Here is a 16,526-nt window from a genome sequence, read left to right on the forward strand (position 1 = left end):
GCTACAGGCGGCGATCTTCATCCTCCTCCCGAAGATCGTCGCTCGAAACACCGGGCCCACATGGTCCAACACGGTTCGGAAGACGCCTCTCCTCCTCCCTGGCGTCAACCGTGACTAGAGCGGCGGTATCTCTCTCCTCCTCCCTGAGGTGCTGCCGCTCGCTTCTCATTCGGGCCCAAATGGCCCAGCACAGTTCGGAAGGCGCCTCTCCTCCTCCCTGGCGTCAACCGTGACTAGAGCGGCAGTATCTCTCTCCTCCTCCCTGAGGTGCTGCCGCTCACTTTCATTCGGGCCCAAACGGCCCAACACAGTTCGGAAGGCGCCTCTCCTCCTCCCTGGCGTCAACCGTGACTAGAGCGGCGGTATCTCTCTCCTCCTCCCTGAGGTGCTGCCGCTCGCTTCTCATTCGGGCCCAAATGGCCCAACACAGTTCGGAAGGCGCCTCTCCTCCTCCCTGGCGTCAACCGTGACCAGAGCGGCGATATCTCTCTCCTCCTCCCTGAGGTATCGCCGCTCATCTTCCTCCCCCAGCCAGCCCGATTTCCCGCCGCTCCGGCTTTCCCTTCCCGTGGCCATTCGCTAGACGGGTGTGCAACAGCCGACACGCGCGCCCACCGGGGCGGGCCAGCATACGGGAAGACCAGACATGGCGATGGAAAAGACCTTCGACGCGACCGAGGCGGAACCCCGCCTTTACGACGCTTGGGAAACCGCGGGCGCCTTCCGCGCGGGCGCGAATGCCAAGCGGGAAGAGACCTTCAGCATCATGATCCCGCCGCCCAATGTGACCGGGTCACTGCATATGGGCCACGCGTTCAACAACACGTTGCAAGATATCCTTGTTCGCTGGCACCGGATGCGGGGTTTTGACACGCTCTGGCAACCCGGACAGGACCATGCGGGCATCGCCACGCAAATGGTCGTGGAACGCGAACTGGCCAGGAACCAGCAGCCCTCCCGCCGGGATATGGGCCGCGAGGCATTCCTTGAGAAGGTCTGGGAGTGGAAGCAGCAATCCGGCGGCACCATCATCAATCAGCTTAAACGGCTTGGCGCCTCCTGCGACTGGGATCGCAACGCGTTCACCATGTCCGGCGCGCCGGGCGCGCCCGAAGGTGAGGATGGCAATTTCCACGATGCCGTCATCAAGGTCTTCGTCGACATGTATGACAAGGGGCTGATCTATCGCGGCAAGCGGCTGGTCAACTGGGACCCGCATTTCGAGACCGCGATTTCCGACCTTGAAGTCGAGAATATCGACACGCCCGGCCATATGTGGCACTTCAAATACCCGCTCGCGGGCGGCGAAACCTATGAATATGTCGAGAAGGACGAGGACGGCAACGTCACCCTGCGCGAGACCCGCGACTATATCGCCATCGCCACCACGCGTCCCGAAACGATGCTGGGCGACGGCGCGGTTGCCGTCCACCCCTCGGATGAACGCTACAAGCCGATCATCGGCAAGCTCTGCGAAATTCCCGTGGGCCCGAAAGAGCATCGTCGCCTTGTTCCGATCATCACCGATGAATATCCCGATCCGCTGTTCGGCTCTGGCGCGGTCAAGATCACCGGCGCGCATGATTTCAACGATTACGGCGTCGCGATTCGCAATAACATCCCGCTCTATCCTTTGATGGACACGAAGGGCGCGATGCGGGCGGATGGGATGGACTATGCCGAAGCTGCCAAACTGGCCACGCAAATCGCCAGCGGAGAGGTCGAAGCCCCGCGGGACACCACACCGATCAACCTTGTCCCGGACGATTATCGCGGGCTGGACCGGTTCGAGGCGCGCGACAAGGTTGTGGCCGCGATCAACGCCGAGGGGCTGGCGGTCATGTGCCCCAATCCCGATTACGACCCCGATGCGCAGGCCGAGGATGGCCAGGAGGTCCCGGATCAAGTCCGGGACGCGATGATCCCCTTTGTCGAGAACAAGCCCATCATGCAGCCCTTTGGCGACCGGTCCAAGGTTGTCATCGAGCCGATGCTGACCGATCAGTGGTTTGTCGACACGTCAAAGATCGTTGACCCGGCGCTGGAGGCTGTCCGCAAGGGCAAGGAAAACGGCGGCACCGACATTCTGCCCGAGAGCGACCGCAAGGTCTATTTCCACTGGCTGGAGAATATCGAGCCGTGGTGCATCTCGCGCCAGCTTTGGTGGGGCCACCAGATCCCGGTCTGGTACGGGCTGGACATTGAAACAGATGGTTTCCGTGACGACGAAGGCGACGGTGCACTGGATCTGGTCGAGATGGGGCGTCTGTTGATACAACAGCATCTTGCGCCGGGCAGCGAGCGTATGCATGCCGCGCATGACTTCGACGCGGTCAAGGCGCAGTTTCTTGACGTGCTTTCCGGTCTGCCGCAGCCGCTCAACCACGCGAGTGTCGTCGAAGTTGCCGATCGTGCCACCGCTGTCCATCAGCTGGCCGCCAGCCTTGCCGAATACGAATCAACGCAAGACCCGACGAAGCTGATCTACCCGGTCTGGCGCGACCCCGATGTGCTCGACACATGGTTCTCCTCCGGGCTCTGGCCGCTTGGCACGCTGGGCTGGCCCGAAGACACGCCGGAATTGCAGAAATACTTCCCCACCTCGGTCCTGATTACCGGGTTTGACATCATCTTCTTCTGGGTCGCCCGGATGATGATGATGCAATACGCGGTTGTCGGCGAAAAACCCTTCGACACGGTCTATGTCCACGCGCTTGTCCGCGACGAGAAGGGCAAGAAGATGTCCAAGTCGCTGGGCAACGTGATGGACCCGCTGGACCTGATCGACGAATACGGCGCCGATGCGGTTCGTTTCACCCTGACGGCGATGGCCGCGATGGGCCGCGATCTGAAGCTCTCGACCCAGCGGATTGCGGGCTACCGGAACTTCACCACGAAGCTTTGGAACGCCTGCCGCTTCGCGGAAATGAACCATGTCTACGATATGTACAATTCGGACGTACAAAAGGCACAAAAGCCCTCAAACTCGCACACTGTGAACCGCTGGATCGTGGGCGAAACCGCCAAGGTACGAGAGGCCGTTGACGAAGCGTTGACCAACTTCCGCTTCAACGACGCGGCCAACGCGCTTTATGCCTTTGTCTGGGGCAAGGTCTGCGACTGGTATGTGGAGTTTTCCAAGCCGCTGTTTGACTCCGAAGACCCTGAAATCGTTGCCGAAACCCGCGCCACCATGGCCTGGGTATTGGATCAGTGCCTGGTCATGCTGCACCCGATCATGCCCTATATCACCGAAGAGCTGTGGGGCACCCTGACAAAGCGCGACGGTATGCTGGTTCATGCCGATTGGCCGGAATGGCAAGCCGCTGAAATAGTTGACAAAAACGCCGACAGAGAGATGAACTGGGTGATCTCTCTCATCGAGGGCATCCGCTCTGCCCGTGCGCAGATGAACGTGCCCGCAGGTTTGCATGTCACCCTTCTGGCAACCCATCTTGACGAGGCCGGTGAGGCCGCGTGGAGCAATAACGAGGCCTTGATCAAGCGCCTCGCCCGCGTCGAGAGCCTGACAAAAGTGGACGCCTTTCCAAAGGGTTGCGCCACGGTCCCGGCCGAGGGCGCCAGCTTTGGCATGCCGCTTGCCGACATCATCGACGTGAGCGCAGAAAAGGCACGGCTGGAGAAAACCCTTGGCAAGCTGGCCAAGGAAATCGGCGGCATGAAGGGACGGGTCAACAACCCCAAATTCCTTGCCAGCGCCCCCGATGAGGTGGTCGAAGAGACCCGTGCCAACCTCGCCCAGCGTGAAGAGGAAGAAGCGACTCTCAAAGCCGCGCTCGCCCGGCTCGCCGAGCTGGGCTGACCTGACAACCCATTGAAAACGAAAGGGGACGGCGCATAGCCCTCCCCTTTTTCTTTGCCAGCACAAGCTGGATCAGACCTGTTCCGGCAGCGCTCGACCTGCGTAAATCAGGCGCGCCAGAACCGCGCGGTGAAGAGAACAAAGACCACCAAAAGCTCCAGCCGCCCCGCCAGCATCGCAAAAATCAGGATCCACTTGGCCACATCGTTGAGCGGCGCAAAATTCCCGGCCGGACCGATGATCTCTCCCAGCCCCGGCCCGATATTTGCCAGCGCAGTTGCGGCACCTGAAACAGAGGTCACGAAGTCCAGGCCCGTCATGCCCAGCGCAACGGAGGTCAGCCCCAGCGACACCACGAACACAACAAAGAAGGACATGACCGAGTTCAGCACATCCTCGCTGACGGTGCGCCCTTCGTAACGCGGCATGAAAATGGCATGGGGCGAGCGGATCTTGCGCATTTGCGTGCGGATCGACGCGATAAGTATTTGATAACGAAAGATCTTCACCGAGCAGGCCGTCGACCCCGCGCAGCCTCCGATCAGCCCGACGAAAAAGAACATGGCAATCAGGAACGGACCCCATTTCATGTAATCGACGCTGGAATATCCCGTGCCGGAAATGATCGAGGTGATGTTGAAAAGCGCCTCCCGGAAGGCCTGTTCCCAATGGTGCGGAAAGATCGACATCAGGACCATGGAAGCAACGAGGACCAGTGCCAGGATGACAAGGAAGAAGCCACGGGCCTGCGTGTCGCGATGCATGGCCCCCAGATGGCCGTTCAGCATTTGGACATAGCGCACAAAGGGCAACGCCGCGAGGATCATGAAAACGGATGCCACATATTCCATCGGCCCGGCAAAGACCCCGAAGGAAGCATCGTAATTGGCGAAACCGCCCGTTGAAACGGTGGTCAGCGCGTGCACCGAGGCGTCAAACGCGTTCATCCCGAGAACCAGGTAGCACAGCGCGCAAAGCAGGGTGATGGAGACATAGACGACCGAGATTTGCGAGGCTATCTCTGTCGCCCGCGGCAGAATTTTACCCATGGTCTCAAAGGCTTCGGAGCGGAAGATCTGCATCCCGCCCACCTTGAGTTCTGGCAGGAAAACCATTGCGACGACGATGATACCGATCCCGCCCAGCCATTGCAGCAGGCCGCGCCACAGCAAAATGCCCTTGGGCAGGGTGTCGAGCCCGGTGAATACGGTGGACCCTGTGGTCGTCAGGCCGGACATCGCCTCGAACAAGGCATCGACGAAGCGGGCCTCGGTCGCGCCCAGCATGAAGGGGATTGCCCCGAACAGCGGCAGGGTCACCCAGACGCCTGTCGCCAGAAGAAAGGTCTGTTGGATGGACAGGCCCTCGCGGACGGCATTGGCGCAGGCAAGGGCCGTGAACCCGCCCACAAGCACGGTGATGATGGCGCTTTCGGCGAAGACTGGCCATTGCCCACGTCCTTCGGCCATGTCCACCAACATCGGCAGAAGCATGGTCAGGCCGAGAACAACCACCAGAAGGCCAATGACATAAAGGACCGGTCGAACGTCAAACATGGGCCGCAGCGTTGGCTGCGGCCCACGGGGAAGTCAAGCTCTGGCGTGGCGTTCAAAGGCCGATGAGGTCACGAAAGACATACCGCGGAATATCATCGCGCCGCAGGCCCATCCGTGCGAGTTCTTCGTCAGATTTTGCATCGAGTTCCGCCAGTTGCGAAACGCGCGCGCGCTTTTCTATGTAGGAATTGAACCCCTGCCCGGCCGCCGCAAGAAACAGGTCCAGCGCGCCACGAAGCTGTGGAGACATGAATTTTATTCTGAGAGTCTGCGTCGTCGACATTGGAAACCTCTTCGCAAGATTTGGTTTCCTCCCATGCCGTCAGTCTACCACAGGGCCGGGCTGATTTCGCCCGCCATGCATCTCTGCCCGAAAGGTGTTGCTGCGATGCAGCATGCGCCGATTAACCGACGTGGAACAAGGTGTTGAACAGTTTCGGGTCCAGGCTTTTGCCCACAAACGTATCGCCCTCGGTCAGAATCGACACGGCATCATGGCTGTGCAGGCTTTCCTGATGGCTTGCAACGATCCGGAAATCCCCAACCCGCGGGTCCGCGATCAGGCGTTCCGCGAACAGCCGCGCGGCATCTTCGACAAAGATCGGGTTTGCGGCGTTGAGTTCTGCAAAAGCCTGCTCGTCTTCGCGCTTTACCATCACTTGTGTCTCTGTCGGCACAGCGCGGCGGCACATGTCGATCAGATCCTCGAACCACAGGCATTTGCCTTCATTCACGACGACAGACAGGCGCGCGACCGATCTCTGGGAATGCGGGGTGGCGAGCTGGCCGCGCGTGCGCCGCGCATGCTCGCTCAGTTCCAGAGAGCAAGGGCAAGTCGAGGAATAGAGGTAGTCGAGATGCACGACTTTCAGCCGCACGCCATCGCGTTCGATCAGTTCCAGCGCGATGTCGTAATATTGATAGCCTGACAGGCCAGACCGCAGGCTGTCCACCTTCATCGGAAAGCTGAACCGCATCTGTATCCTTGCGTCGATGCTCTCAAGGTCGTTCTTGTAGTCGTCCAGCGCCGCCTCGATCACCTCGAAACTAAAGGTCTTTTCGGCATGGCCGTAGAAGGACCGCATGATGCGGCTCATGTTGATGCCCTTCTTGTCCGCCTCAAGGCTGACAGTGCCGGTCACGCTGGTTTCAAGCGTCAGGTCGCCATTGTCGCGCGTGTGGTAGCGCAGGGGGAGCCTGAAGTTGGAAATCCCCACATGCTGGATCGCCCGCCGCGCCCCTCGGATCAGAGCTGCGGGGCCATTCTGCAAATCCGGAAGAGTGGTCTTGTATGCTGCGTCGGCGTCGAAATCAGCGGGGTAGACATTCGACAGGGCCGGATAGTCGCCATCCGCAAGAAAGCGCGCTGCGTCAGGGTCGAGACTGTTCAGCTCTTCCTCTGACGCGGTGGCGGCCCACCGCCGCAAAGTCGCAAGAGCGGTCTCCGCTTCCTTGCGCGCCAGATCATTTGCAGCGTCGGCCAAATGCAGGTTCATGTCACAGCCTTTCGGAACGTCGCTAGCATACTTAGTGGTTTTGCGACGAAATTACCAATTCCGATAGTAGTACGCCCGGCGGGGCAATCCGGATCAGGTGCGGTCGGGCGGCGGCGGGGTGGCTTGTCTGACCTCGCCGCTGCCGGGCTTACACAGCGTCGAGCGCTTCGAGCAGGTCGTCAATCAGGTCCTGTGGATCCTCAATGCCCACTGACAGGCGCACCAGACCAGGGCTGATGCCCAGTTCGGCGCGCTGCTCGTCGCTCAGGCGTTGATGCGTCGTGGTCGCGGGATGCGTGACGATGGATTTTGCATCCCCAAGATTGTTCGAGATCACGATGATCTCCAACGCGTTGAGCAGGCGGAAGCTTTCCTCCTGCCCACCTTTCAGCACAATGGCGAGCATGGTCCCGCCCGCCCTCATCTGGTCCTGCACCAGATCGTATTGCGGGTGCGACGGGTGCCCGGGATAGATCACACGATCCAGTTTAGGATGGGACATCAGCGCGTCGGCGATTGCGGCGGCCCCTTGCGTTTGCGCACGCACGCGCAGATCGATGGTCTCCAACCCTTTCAGCATCACCCAGGCCGTGAAAGGCGACATCGAGCCGCCCGTATGTTTCATGTAGGGTTCCACGGTACTGCGGATGAAGTCGCGGCTGCCAAGGATCACGCCTCCCAGGGCACGGCCCTGCCCGTCGATATGTTTGGTGGCCGAATAGATCACCACATCCGCGCCAAGTTCCAGTGCCCGCGAATAGACGGGCGTGGCAAAGACGTTGTCCACGACAACCAGCGCGCCGACCGCATGGGCAAGCTCTGCCACGGCGGCGATGTCGATGACTTCCAGCGTCGGGTTGGACATGGATTCGAAGAATACCGCCTTGGTATCGGGGCGGATCGCCGCGCGCCACTGGTCAAGGTCAGTGCCGTCGACCAATGTGACCTCTACCCCGAACCGGGTGAGGATCTCGTCGACGATATAAAGACAGGAGCCAAACAGCGCCCGGGCCGAAACGAGGTGATCCCCTGCCTTCAGCATCGAGGTCAGCGCCCCATTGACGGCCGCCATGCCGCTGGCCGTGGCAAAGGCGTCCTCTGCCCCTTCCAGCAGGGCGATACGTTCTTCGAACATGCGAACGGTAGGATTGCCGTAGCGGGCGTAAATGAATTCGTCGTCGCCGGCCTGTATAAACCGGGCTTCGGCATCCTCTGCCGAATCGTAGACGAAGCCCTGGGTAAGGAAGATCGCTTCGCTGACTTCGTTATACTGGCTGCGACGGGTCCCGCCATGCACGAGATTGGTGCGGGTCTTGCGTGTCTTTGTCATTGTCCTGTCCTTTGGGGCGCTCCTGCGCCGCCCATGAAAAAACCCCAGACGCGGTCAAGCGAAAGGGGGCTCCTTCATCCTGACCTTTTAGCGGTTTGTTTAACGTGGCCCGCAATCCGGTAACAAATCGCCACGCAATCGCGTTTAAGTGCCGTTGCGCAACAGGTCAAGACCGTCACGTAGGCTTAACGCAGGTTTCACGGATGTGTCGTATGTCTGGGTTAACCGCTGCCCACAAGATGTAGTGGAGACCTGAGATGACCCATTTGAGCGTCACTGCAAACGACGACCGCCCGCTGTTGCACAGCACCGGCACATGCCCGCGACCCCAGCTGGAGCGCGCGTTGAACACCTCTTGCGGGCCCGTGATCATCTCTGTGCACGGCTACAGATACGAGCCCGGCCATGCGATCCACTGCCCGCACCGAACACTCCTGTCGCTTGATCCTGCACCGGGAAGCCTGCGCGCGATCAGTTGGCCCCGCCACCTGGGCTTCGGGCATGGCAAGCCGGAGGAAGGGCTGTCGGTCGGCTTCGGCTGGTATGCACGCAATGGCTTTCGGCAAGGTTACCGGGACGCCGCTGTCGCGGGGCGCGCGCTGGCCCGCCTGGTTGACAAAATTGCCCGGCTGGACCCTGCAAGGCCCGTGCAGATCTTTGCCCACTCGCTTGGGGCGCGGGTCGCGCTCGCTGCGTTGCGCCATGTGCAGCGCGGGCGGATCGGACGCATGATCCTGATGGCTGGCGCGGCTTACGCGTCCGAGACCAATTCCCTGCCCCAGACGACGGAAATCATCAACGTCACGACCCGCGAAAACGACGTATTTGACCTGTTGTTCGAGATGGCCATACCGGCCCCTGTTCCCGGTGATCGCGCGCTGGGGCACGGGCTGCACGGGCCCAATATGCTGAACCTGCAACTGGATCAGCCCGCAACGCTGGAGGCGCTGGCGGCGTTGGGACACCGCGTCGCGCCGCCAAAGAATCGCGTGTGCCACTGGTCGCCTTACCTGCGTGGCGGCGTCTTTCCGTTATATCGCACCCTGCTCCGCCAGCCAGAGAGGCTGCCATTCTCCTATCTGCACACACATGTGCCGCAGACCTCCGATCCGCACTGGTCACGACTTTTTCAGCCACCTTCGATACGTCTGCCCTTGCCCTTCCCGCGTCAAACCACATGATGCCTCCGTAACCGGAGGACGCCATGACCAAACCGATCGATCTTTACTATTGGCCCACCCCCAACGGATGGAAGATTTCCATCGCGTTGGAGGAGATGGGCCTGCCCTACGAAACTCACCTGATCAACATCGGCAAGGGTGAGCAGTTCGCGCCCGAGTTTCTTAAAATTTCGCCGAACAACCGCATGCCCGCCATCATTGATCCGGATGGGCCGGAAGGCGAGCCGATCTCGATCTTCGAATCCGGGGCCATCCTGCAATATCTTGCACGCAAGACCGGCAAGTTCTGCGGGACGGACGAACGCAGCCGCATCGCTGTCGACCAGTGGCTGATGTGGCAGATGGGCGGGCTTGGCCCGATGGCAGGTCAGGCGCACCATTTCCTGAAATACGCGCCTTCGATGGAGCCGCCACAGGTTCTGCCCTACGCGCAGGACCGGTATCGCAACGAAGTCGGGCGGCTTCACCGCGTGCTCGACAAGCAATTGTCTGAAAACAGGTTCGTGGCCGGTGAGGACTACACCATCGCGGACATGGCGATCTGGCCCTGGGCCTGCCTGTGGGAAGGCCAGCAGCAGACGTTGGACGACAAGCCCAACATGGCGCGCTGGCTGGACGAGGTGGGGAACCGGCCCGCAGTGCAGCGCGGCAAGGAACTGCATGCGGATATGCGCAAACCCAAGCAAGGCTTTGATCAGGATCGCGAAGCCCAGAAGATCCTCTTCGGACAAAAGTAGTGGCACTTGCAGGCGGAGTTTATCCCCCTGCGATGCTGTCAGCACATGGCAGGGCAATACCCCATCAGGGGTCTTGCCCGCAACTCAGGGCATCATCAGGCGGACGCCGGGGATGTCTGCGATTCTGAGCGTGTCCGCGTCGTAGATCTCGGTCAGCTCGTCAACGAGGGCGTCGGTCCAGCCGGGCAGATCAAGCTCTTCTTCCATGGCGTCGTCGACACCAAATTCCTCGAGAAAAGCAACCATCACCAGCCGCTTTTCTGCCTCGCTGATCCCGGGATGGTCGGCGAGGTAGTTGCGGAACCGTTTCATGCCCTTCTGGCTCATGATCTCGGACAACAGGGTAAAGCCGCCCGTGATCTTTTCGTTGGGCACCAGCCCGGCCATCGCGCGGATGATCTCTGCCCATAGCAAGGGGCTGTCCTCGTTGCACCAGACGGTGATCGGCATTCCGGGCACGGCCTTGCGGATGCGCGTGATCAGATCGGACCAGCGCAGCAATCGCGGGTCCACGCCACCCGTCAGCTCTTCGACCGACTCGTAGGGCGTGGCCCTGTAAAGCGCCGGAAGCAAGCTTGCCGGGTTGCGGATCGCAAGGAACAGCTCCACCTCGTCGCCCTCGAACAGCCGCGCCGCGGCCCGCAATCGCCGCTCTGCCCTGCGGTAGAATTGCCCCCCCGACACGGCCAGCTTGGGGATGCAGAACAGGTTCTCATGGCTCAGAAGCACCCGTTCGACGCCATCGGGCTTTTCCTCGATCAGGAAATCATACATCACGTCGCGGGCATCTTCGGAAGGGTCCGCGTCTTCCAACCGGGACAGCACCGATGGCAACAACTGTCGGTAACGGCCCGGCGGGGGTACCACGACACCGCGCGGCAGAAACAGTCCCGCATTGCTGAGCAGGCATTTGACCAGCCTGCCCTCATCGGTGCAATGGGCACCGGGATGGAGGATTATCCGCATTTTGCCTGTCGGTCTTTCGATTGCCTGCGCGACGCAGTATAAGCGGTTTGCCGGACGTTGAAACCGCTTATCGAGACCCCTTTCCGATGACCCTTGCAGACCCAGCAACCCGTCCACAAGGCGCGCATGCGTTGCGCCGAAAGCACTTCAACCCGTGGTCGCTGGGCGCGATCGTGATCGCAGGAGTGGTCCTCGCGCCGATCGTGGCCGTGCTTTGGATCGCGGCCTTCCCGACTGACAATATCTGGCCGCACCTCCTGTCGACGACCCTGCCGCGCTACATGTCGAATACCCTTGTTCTGATGCTTTGCGTCGGGCTCCTTACAGCGATGGTTGGAACCGGGGCTGCTTGGTTGGTGTCGCGCTACGATTTCGTGGGTCGGCGCTGGATGGAATGGCTGCTGCTTCTGCCCCTGGCCATCCCGGCCTATATCGGCGCCTATGCGCTTGTCGATTTCTTGGAATATGCAGGACCGGTTCAGACCACGCTGCGCGAGCTCATGGGCTGGCAAACCTCCCGCGACTACTGGTTTCCGGAAATCCGCAGCATGGGGGCGGCTGTGATCGTGCTGGCCGCCGCGCTTTACCCTTATGTGTATCTTCTTGCCCGCGCCGCGTTCCGCGAGCAGTCCGGCAGTGCAGAAGAGGTCGCCCAGTCGCTTGGCGCGGGCGCCTTGCAACGATTCTGGCGCGTGGGCCTGCCGATGGCGCGCCCGGCGATTGCCGCAGGCGTGGCCATCGTGATGATGGAAACCGTCAACGATTTCGGAACGGTCGACTATTTTGCCGTGCAAACGCTGACCACTGGCATCTTCAGCGTCTGGCTTGAAAGCAACAACGCCGGAGGCGCGGCTCAGATCGCAAGCGTGGTTCTGGCGCTGGTGATCATCCTGGTCACGCTGGAAAAGAGCTCGCGCCGCAAGCTGCGCTTTTTCAACCTTTCGACAAGGTTTCGCCCGGTGGCTCGTGTCCGCCTTGGCGGTACCGCCGGCTTGCTGGCGCTGGCCAGTTGCCTCGTTCCGTTTCTGATGGGGTTCATCCTGCCCACAGGCGTCATCATGTCCCACGCGCTGGCCAATCTGGAAGAGTGGAACAACCCGGCCCTGATCCGCGCCACGCTGAACACGCTGACTGTCGGGGGAATCGCGGCCGTTGTGACAGTGCTTGCCGGGCTGTTTCTGGTCTACAGCGTCCGCCTGTCAGGCCGCACCCTGCCAAGGCTGCTGCTCCCTGTGACCACGATCGGATATGCCGCCCCCGGTGCCGTCCTTGGCGTGGGCATCCTGATTCCGCTGGCGATGGCGGATCATGCGATTGCTGATACGGTCGAAGCCGTTACCGGGCGCAACATCGGTCTGATCCTCACCGGATCATCCTTTGCGTTGATTCTGGCCTATTGCGTCCGCTTCTTCGCCATCGCCCAAGGGGCCGCCGATGCCGCGATGGGAAGAGTGTCACCGAATCTCGCACTTGCCGCGCGATCCTTGGGCCGCAACAACGCGCAAGTGCTGGGCGCGGTCTATGCGCCACTGATCCGCGCCTCAGTCGCCTCGGCGCTGCTGTTGGTCTTTGTGGATTGCGTCAAGGAATTGCCCGCGACCTTGCTGCTGCGCCCCTTCAATTACGACACGCTGGCCACACGCGTTCATGAGCAGGCGAGCCTTGAAAACCTTGGCGATGCCAGCCCTGCTGCCCTGCTCGTGATCTTCGTCGGCCTGTGTGCGGTCGGCCTTCTCGCACGCGCGAACCGCTAAGGCGTAAAAATGGCGCAAAATCACTTGCAGACCCGCGCAACCGGCAGTATCTACCCCGCCAGTGCCCCTATAGCTCAGCTGGTAGAGCAACTGATTTGTAATCAGTAGGTCCGCGGTTCGAGTCCGTGTGGGGGCACCATAAAACTAACTCAGCTTCAGAATCGCGTCGGCTTTGTCTCAGGATGGGGCTTGCGTCGTCATGGCTGAGATCGAGTTAGCGCCGCGTTGAATGGCGAATGACTGGGATTATTCTTTCCGCAGCCGAATCCCGGAGGATTTGCAGCATCCGTACACCTTGCGGAAGTGTCACTTGGTCATTCCGGCGCAGCTTGCGACGTCAGCATCAGTAGCCACGTCTCGCACCTCCCTGACTGAGGAAAAGCTTGCGTCATCCAAGGGTCAGGGACAGCGATCTGCCGGAGATGCAGGTGTGCGGTTGGCGGTAGATGCCAGCAGGGCCCTATGGTGCCGACGTCGTTGGCGATATCCGGTATTGAAGGGCTGGAGCTGCAGCGATGTAGCGTTGGATCAATGGACCACGGGCGGCCTGTGGCCTGCGCTGCGCTGACAGAAGTCAGAAAGCGAACTTTGGGATCGTGTCCGTCGGGTTGGTTCACTCGGGCGCCGGTTTATCTGACCTGCTGAGCGACACGCATCAGCGCCGTGCGACGGTCTGGCAATAGCCGTGGACGCGCACGTTACTCGGTGAATACCTCTGCCTTCAGGGCAAGTTCGACGAGTTGTGCCACCGACCCGACATCCATCTTCTCAAGGATACGCGCGCGATGATGGTCCACGGTCCGCGGGCTGATGTCGAGCATCCGCGCGATATCCTTGGAGGAGTTGCTGGCCGGATTGCTCACGATCAGCCGGGCGATCTCCGCCTCGCGCGAGGTCAGGCTGTCGAACCGGGCCTTTACCGCGTCGGTCTTTTGCGTCGCCGCGCGTCGGGTCTGGTCATAGGCCAGCGCCGCGTCGATCCGTTCGATCAAGACTGCTTGTTGGAACGGCTTTTCCAGGAAATCCATCGCGCCCATCTTCATGGCCTGAACCGATTCGGGCACGCCGCCATGACCGGTGATGAAAATGATGGGGATCGCGATATTCCGGTCGACAAGGTGGCGCTGCAACTGCAACCCGTCCATCTCCGGCATGCCGTAATCGAGGATCAGACAACCCGACGACTCGCCGTCATAGGCATCCAGGAAGGCCTGGGCGGATTCGAAGGCCTTCACCTCGTACCCGCGCAACCCCAGCGCCCGCGCCAGAGATGACCGGATATTTGCGTCGTCATCGACAAGGAAGACACATCCCGTGCTCGTCGCTAAACCTGTCATGTCATTCGTCCTTCCAGCGGCAGAGTGAAGCTGAACCGCGCACCGGACTCGGTGCTTTCAAACCAGATACGTCCACCATTCGCCTCGATCAGCGAGCGGCTGATCGACAGGCCCAATCCCATCCCGTCGGCTTTCGTCGTCTCGAACTGGGTAAACAGGCCCATGCCTTCGGCCACGCCCGGGCCGGTATCTTCGACATCGACCTGCAGCTGCGTGCCAAGCTCGTGAGTTGTGACGACCACGCGACGTGTCGGGCTGCCCTCCTCCGCAATCGCCTCGATCGCATTGCGCAAGAGGTTCACCACGACCTGCGCGACCTGCACGCGCACGGCCTTGACCATCAATTCGGGGCTCTTGCGGATCACGATCTCGGTGGATTGCTGGCGTGCTTCCGACAGGACCAGCCTGCGCGCCTGTTCCAGCAGGTTTCGGATGCCGAAACTGGTCGTGCGGTTATCCTCTTTGCGAATAAACCCGCGCAGCGCCCGGATGATATCGCCCGCCTGATGCGCCTGCTGTTCGATCTCCTCCAGCAGGGCCGACACTTCCCCGTTGCCGTCCTCGCGATTGCTCACGATGATGCGCGCGGCATCAGCATTCTGCGTGATGGCCGTCAGCGGCTGGTTCAGTTCGTGGGCCAGCCCGGTGGCAAGCTCGCCCATGACCTGGCGCCGCGACACATGCGCGATCTCGCGGTTGAGGGACTCGATAGTATCCTCATATGCCCGCGCCTTGGTAATGTCGTCTATGGTGGCGACGACATAATCCTCGCCCTCCTGGCCGGATTGGATAATGACCCCGTTAAAGCTGATCCAGACGGGCTCTCCATCTTTGCGAACTGCCTCTGCCTCGAAACCAAAGGCTGTATGTTCGGCGATACTGCCACCGAATTCTTCCAGCACATCCGGCTCGTCGGGGTTGAGCAGCGACTGGAATTCGGTGCCGACGAGCGCGCCCTGATCGTACCCCAAAATCTCTGCAAAACGCGCATTCACGCGCAAGAGTTTGCCCGAGGCCACATCGATATAGACCATCCCGCGCGAGGCCATGTCGAAGGTCAGCTGATATTCCGTTTCGGTCTTTTTGCGCTGCGAGATTTCGCTGACCAACGCAGTGTTGGCATTCTCCAGCTCCTTGTAGGTGCTGGGCATGGGCGCATCCGGGTCGATCTCCCCCTGCGAGATCAGCGCAGAGCGGACGGCGAAGGCACGTACCGGCGCATGGATGCGGTTGGCCAGGGCGAGCCCGACCAGACCCGTCACCGCCGCCACACCGATGGCGATAAGCGTATTCTGCCAGCGGTTCGCCTTGATGGGCCCGATGAAATCATTCTCCGGCGCATAGACGACAATGGTCCAGGGGATTTCGCCAAGGCCAAAAGGCATCAACATCGACACGTACCGGACGCCCGCATATTCGAAATCAGTCCGGATCTCCTGATCGACGGCGACCCCCTCCTCTGTCAGGCGGTCGCCAAACGCGGCGCGGGCGATCGGGTCGTTGAGCTGTGTGATCGAGGGGAATTTCAGCGTTCCGCCCTCGCCAACCGTCGTCAAAAGGTTGGGGTTGGGATGCGCGATGACATCGCCGTTGCGGTTCAGCACGAAGGCCGCACCATTGTCACTGATCCGCAGCTGCGACAGGAAGTTCGAAATCTCCTGAATATCGATATCCACGCCCACCGCGCCCTGCACGACCCCGTCAAAGCTGATCACCGGCGTCGCGGCGGTGATGCCGGGCAGTCTGGAGGTGAAGAAGATATAGGGATCGGTCCAGATGCTGCTCAGCTCTTTCTTGGCCGCGATGAACCAGGGGCGCTCGCGCGGATCATAGGTATCGTTCGGATCGATCCGTTCGCTCAGTTTTTTGAATTTCTCGTCACGCTGGATAAAAACCGTCCTGGGTTCTGACGCGACATTGATGATTTTGGATTGGTACCTGTCGGGGCCGTCGCGCTTGACGAAGATGAAGTTGCCCTCTTCGTCACCATAATAGGCTGCCGCAAATTGCGGGGCAGAGCGCAGCTGCTGGAACAACAGCCCCTCCAGCATCGCCCGTTCCTCGCGCCGCACGACCTGATTCTCTGCCAATGCGGTCGAAAGCTCTGTCGCGTTGCGCGCCGGTGTCAGGAAGCCCTTGGTGTGTTCGATGACGTTTGTACCGACATCGGCCAGCTGATTCCGTGCAAACTCCAGCAGCGTGCGTTCAGAGGTAAAATAGGACGAAAACACCACCACGGTGACCGCGAACAGCTGGATTCCGGCAAGCGCAAGCGCAAGTATGACACCTAGTGACTTCATCACCCGTTCTCGAATCCAGACTGGCCTGACCCGGCCCATAAGGCCC

At 60.8% G+C, this 16,526-nt stretch carries 11 protein-coding genes, 1 tRNA gene and 1 riboswitch; of the genes, 5 read left to right on the plus strand and 7 right to left on the minus strand.

The window, feature by feature from the left end:
- The first annotated feature begins 646 nt into the window (after positions 1–646).
- Positions 647–3,823, plus strand: coding sequence for a valine--tRNA ligase (locus EDD52_RS01220; protein ID WP_132241205.1), 3,177 nt, complete (start codon positions 647–649; stop codon positions 3,821–3,823).
- Positions 3,824–3,930: 107 nt separating this feature from the next.
- Here the strand turns inward: EDD52_RS01220 and EDD52_RS01225 are convergent, their stop codons facing one another.
- From EDD52_RS01225 to metZ, 4 genes are all read right to left on the minus strand, one after another.
- Entirely contained in the window at positions 3,931–5,379 is a 1,449-nt protein-coding gene (locus EDD52_RS01225) for a TrkH family potassium uptake protein (RefSeq protein ID WP_132241206.1), read from the minus strand.
- A 52-nt stretch (positions 5,380–5,431) separates the two neighbouring features.
- On the minus strand, positions 5,432–5,629 hold the full coding sequence (locus EDD52_RS01230) for a hypothetical protein (RefSeq protein ID WP_243651804.1): 198 nt from the start codon (positions 5,627–5,629) through the stop codon (positions 5,432–5,434).
- Positions 5,630–5,783: 154 nt separating this feature from the next.
- A complete protein-coding gene (gene folE2 / locus EDD52_RS01235) occupies positions 5,784–6,875 on the minus strand; it encodes a GTP cyclohydrolase FolE2 (protein WP_132241208.1) in 1,092 nt (363 codons plus the stop codon).
- 148 nt (positions 6,876–7,023) lie between these two features.
- The gene (gene metZ / locus EDD52_RS01240) at positions 7,024–8,205 is read right to left on the minus strand and encodes an O-succinylhomoserine sulfhydrylase (RefSeq protein WP_132241209.1); all 1,182 of its coding nucleotides are present in this window, start codon (positions 8,203–8,205) and stop codon (positions 7,024–7,026) included.
- Positions 8,206–8,272: 67 nt separating this feature from the next.
- A riboswitch (SAM riboswitch) is annotated at positions 8,273–8,349 on the minus strand.
- 113 nt (positions 8,350–8,462) lie between these two features.
- Between metZ and EDD52_RS01245 the strand changes: the two genes are divergently transcribed.
- Both EDD52_RS01245 and EDD52_RS01250 read left to right on the plus strand, forming a co-directional pair.
- A complete protein-coding gene (locus EDD52_RS01245) occupies positions 8,463–9,386 on the plus strand; it encodes an alpha/beta hydrolase (protein ID WP_132241210.1) in 924 nt (307 codons plus the stop codon).
- Positions 9,387–9,409: 23 nt separating this feature from the next.
- Positions 9,410–10,123: a glutathione S-transferase N-terminal domain-containing protein gene (locus EDD52_RS01250; protein WP_132241211.1), complete on the plus strand. Its 714-nt coding sequence runs from the start codon at positions 9,410–9,412 to the stop codon at positions 10,121–10,123.
- An 84-nt stretch (positions 10,124–10,207) separates the two neighbouring features.
- On the opposite strand, the gene EDD52_RS01255 is transcribed toward EDD52_RS01250, so the two are convergent.
- Positions 10,208–11,089, minus strand: coding sequence for a hypothetical protein (locus EDD52_RS01255; protein ID WP_132241212.1), 882 nt, complete (start codon positions 11,087–11,089; stop codon positions 10,208–10,210).
- Positions 11,090–11,175: 86 nt separating this feature from the next.
- Here EDD52_RS01255 and EDD52_RS01260 point away from each other — a divergent pair, with 86 nt between their 5' ends.
- A complete protein-coding gene (locus EDD52_RS01260; RefSeq protein ID WP_132241213.1) occupies positions 11,176–12,843 on the plus strand; it encodes an ABC transporter permease in 1,668 nt (555 codons plus the stop codon).
- A gap of 63 nt (positions 12,844–12,906) precedes the next feature.
- A tRNA-Thr gene (locus EDD52_RS01265) sits at positions 12,907–12,982 on the plus strand.
- Between the two features lie 559 nt (positions 12,983–13,541).
- Here the strand turns inward: EDD52_RS01265 and EDD52_RS01270 are convergent.
- Both EDD52_RS01270 and EDD52_RS01275 read right to left on the minus strand, forming a co-directional pair.
- Entirely contained in the window at positions 13,542–14,180 is a 639-nt protein-coding gene (locus EDD52_RS01270) for a response regulator transcription factor (RefSeq protein WP_132241214.1), read from the minus strand.
- A complete protein-coding gene (locus EDD52_RS01275; protein ID WP_243651805.1) occupies positions 14,177–16,480 on the minus strand; it encodes a sensor histidine kinase in 2,304 nt (767 codons plus the stop codon). Before EDD52_RS01275 ends, EDD52_RS01270 begins: the two co-directional genes overlap by 4 nt.
- Positions 16,481–16,526 lie beyond the last annotated feature (46 nt).

It is taken from the genome of Primorskyibacter sedentarius, from assembly GCF_004342065.1.
GTDB lineage: Bacteria > Pseudomonadota > Alphaproteobacteria > Rhodobacterales > Rhodobacteraceae > Primorskyibacter > Primorskyibacter sedentarius.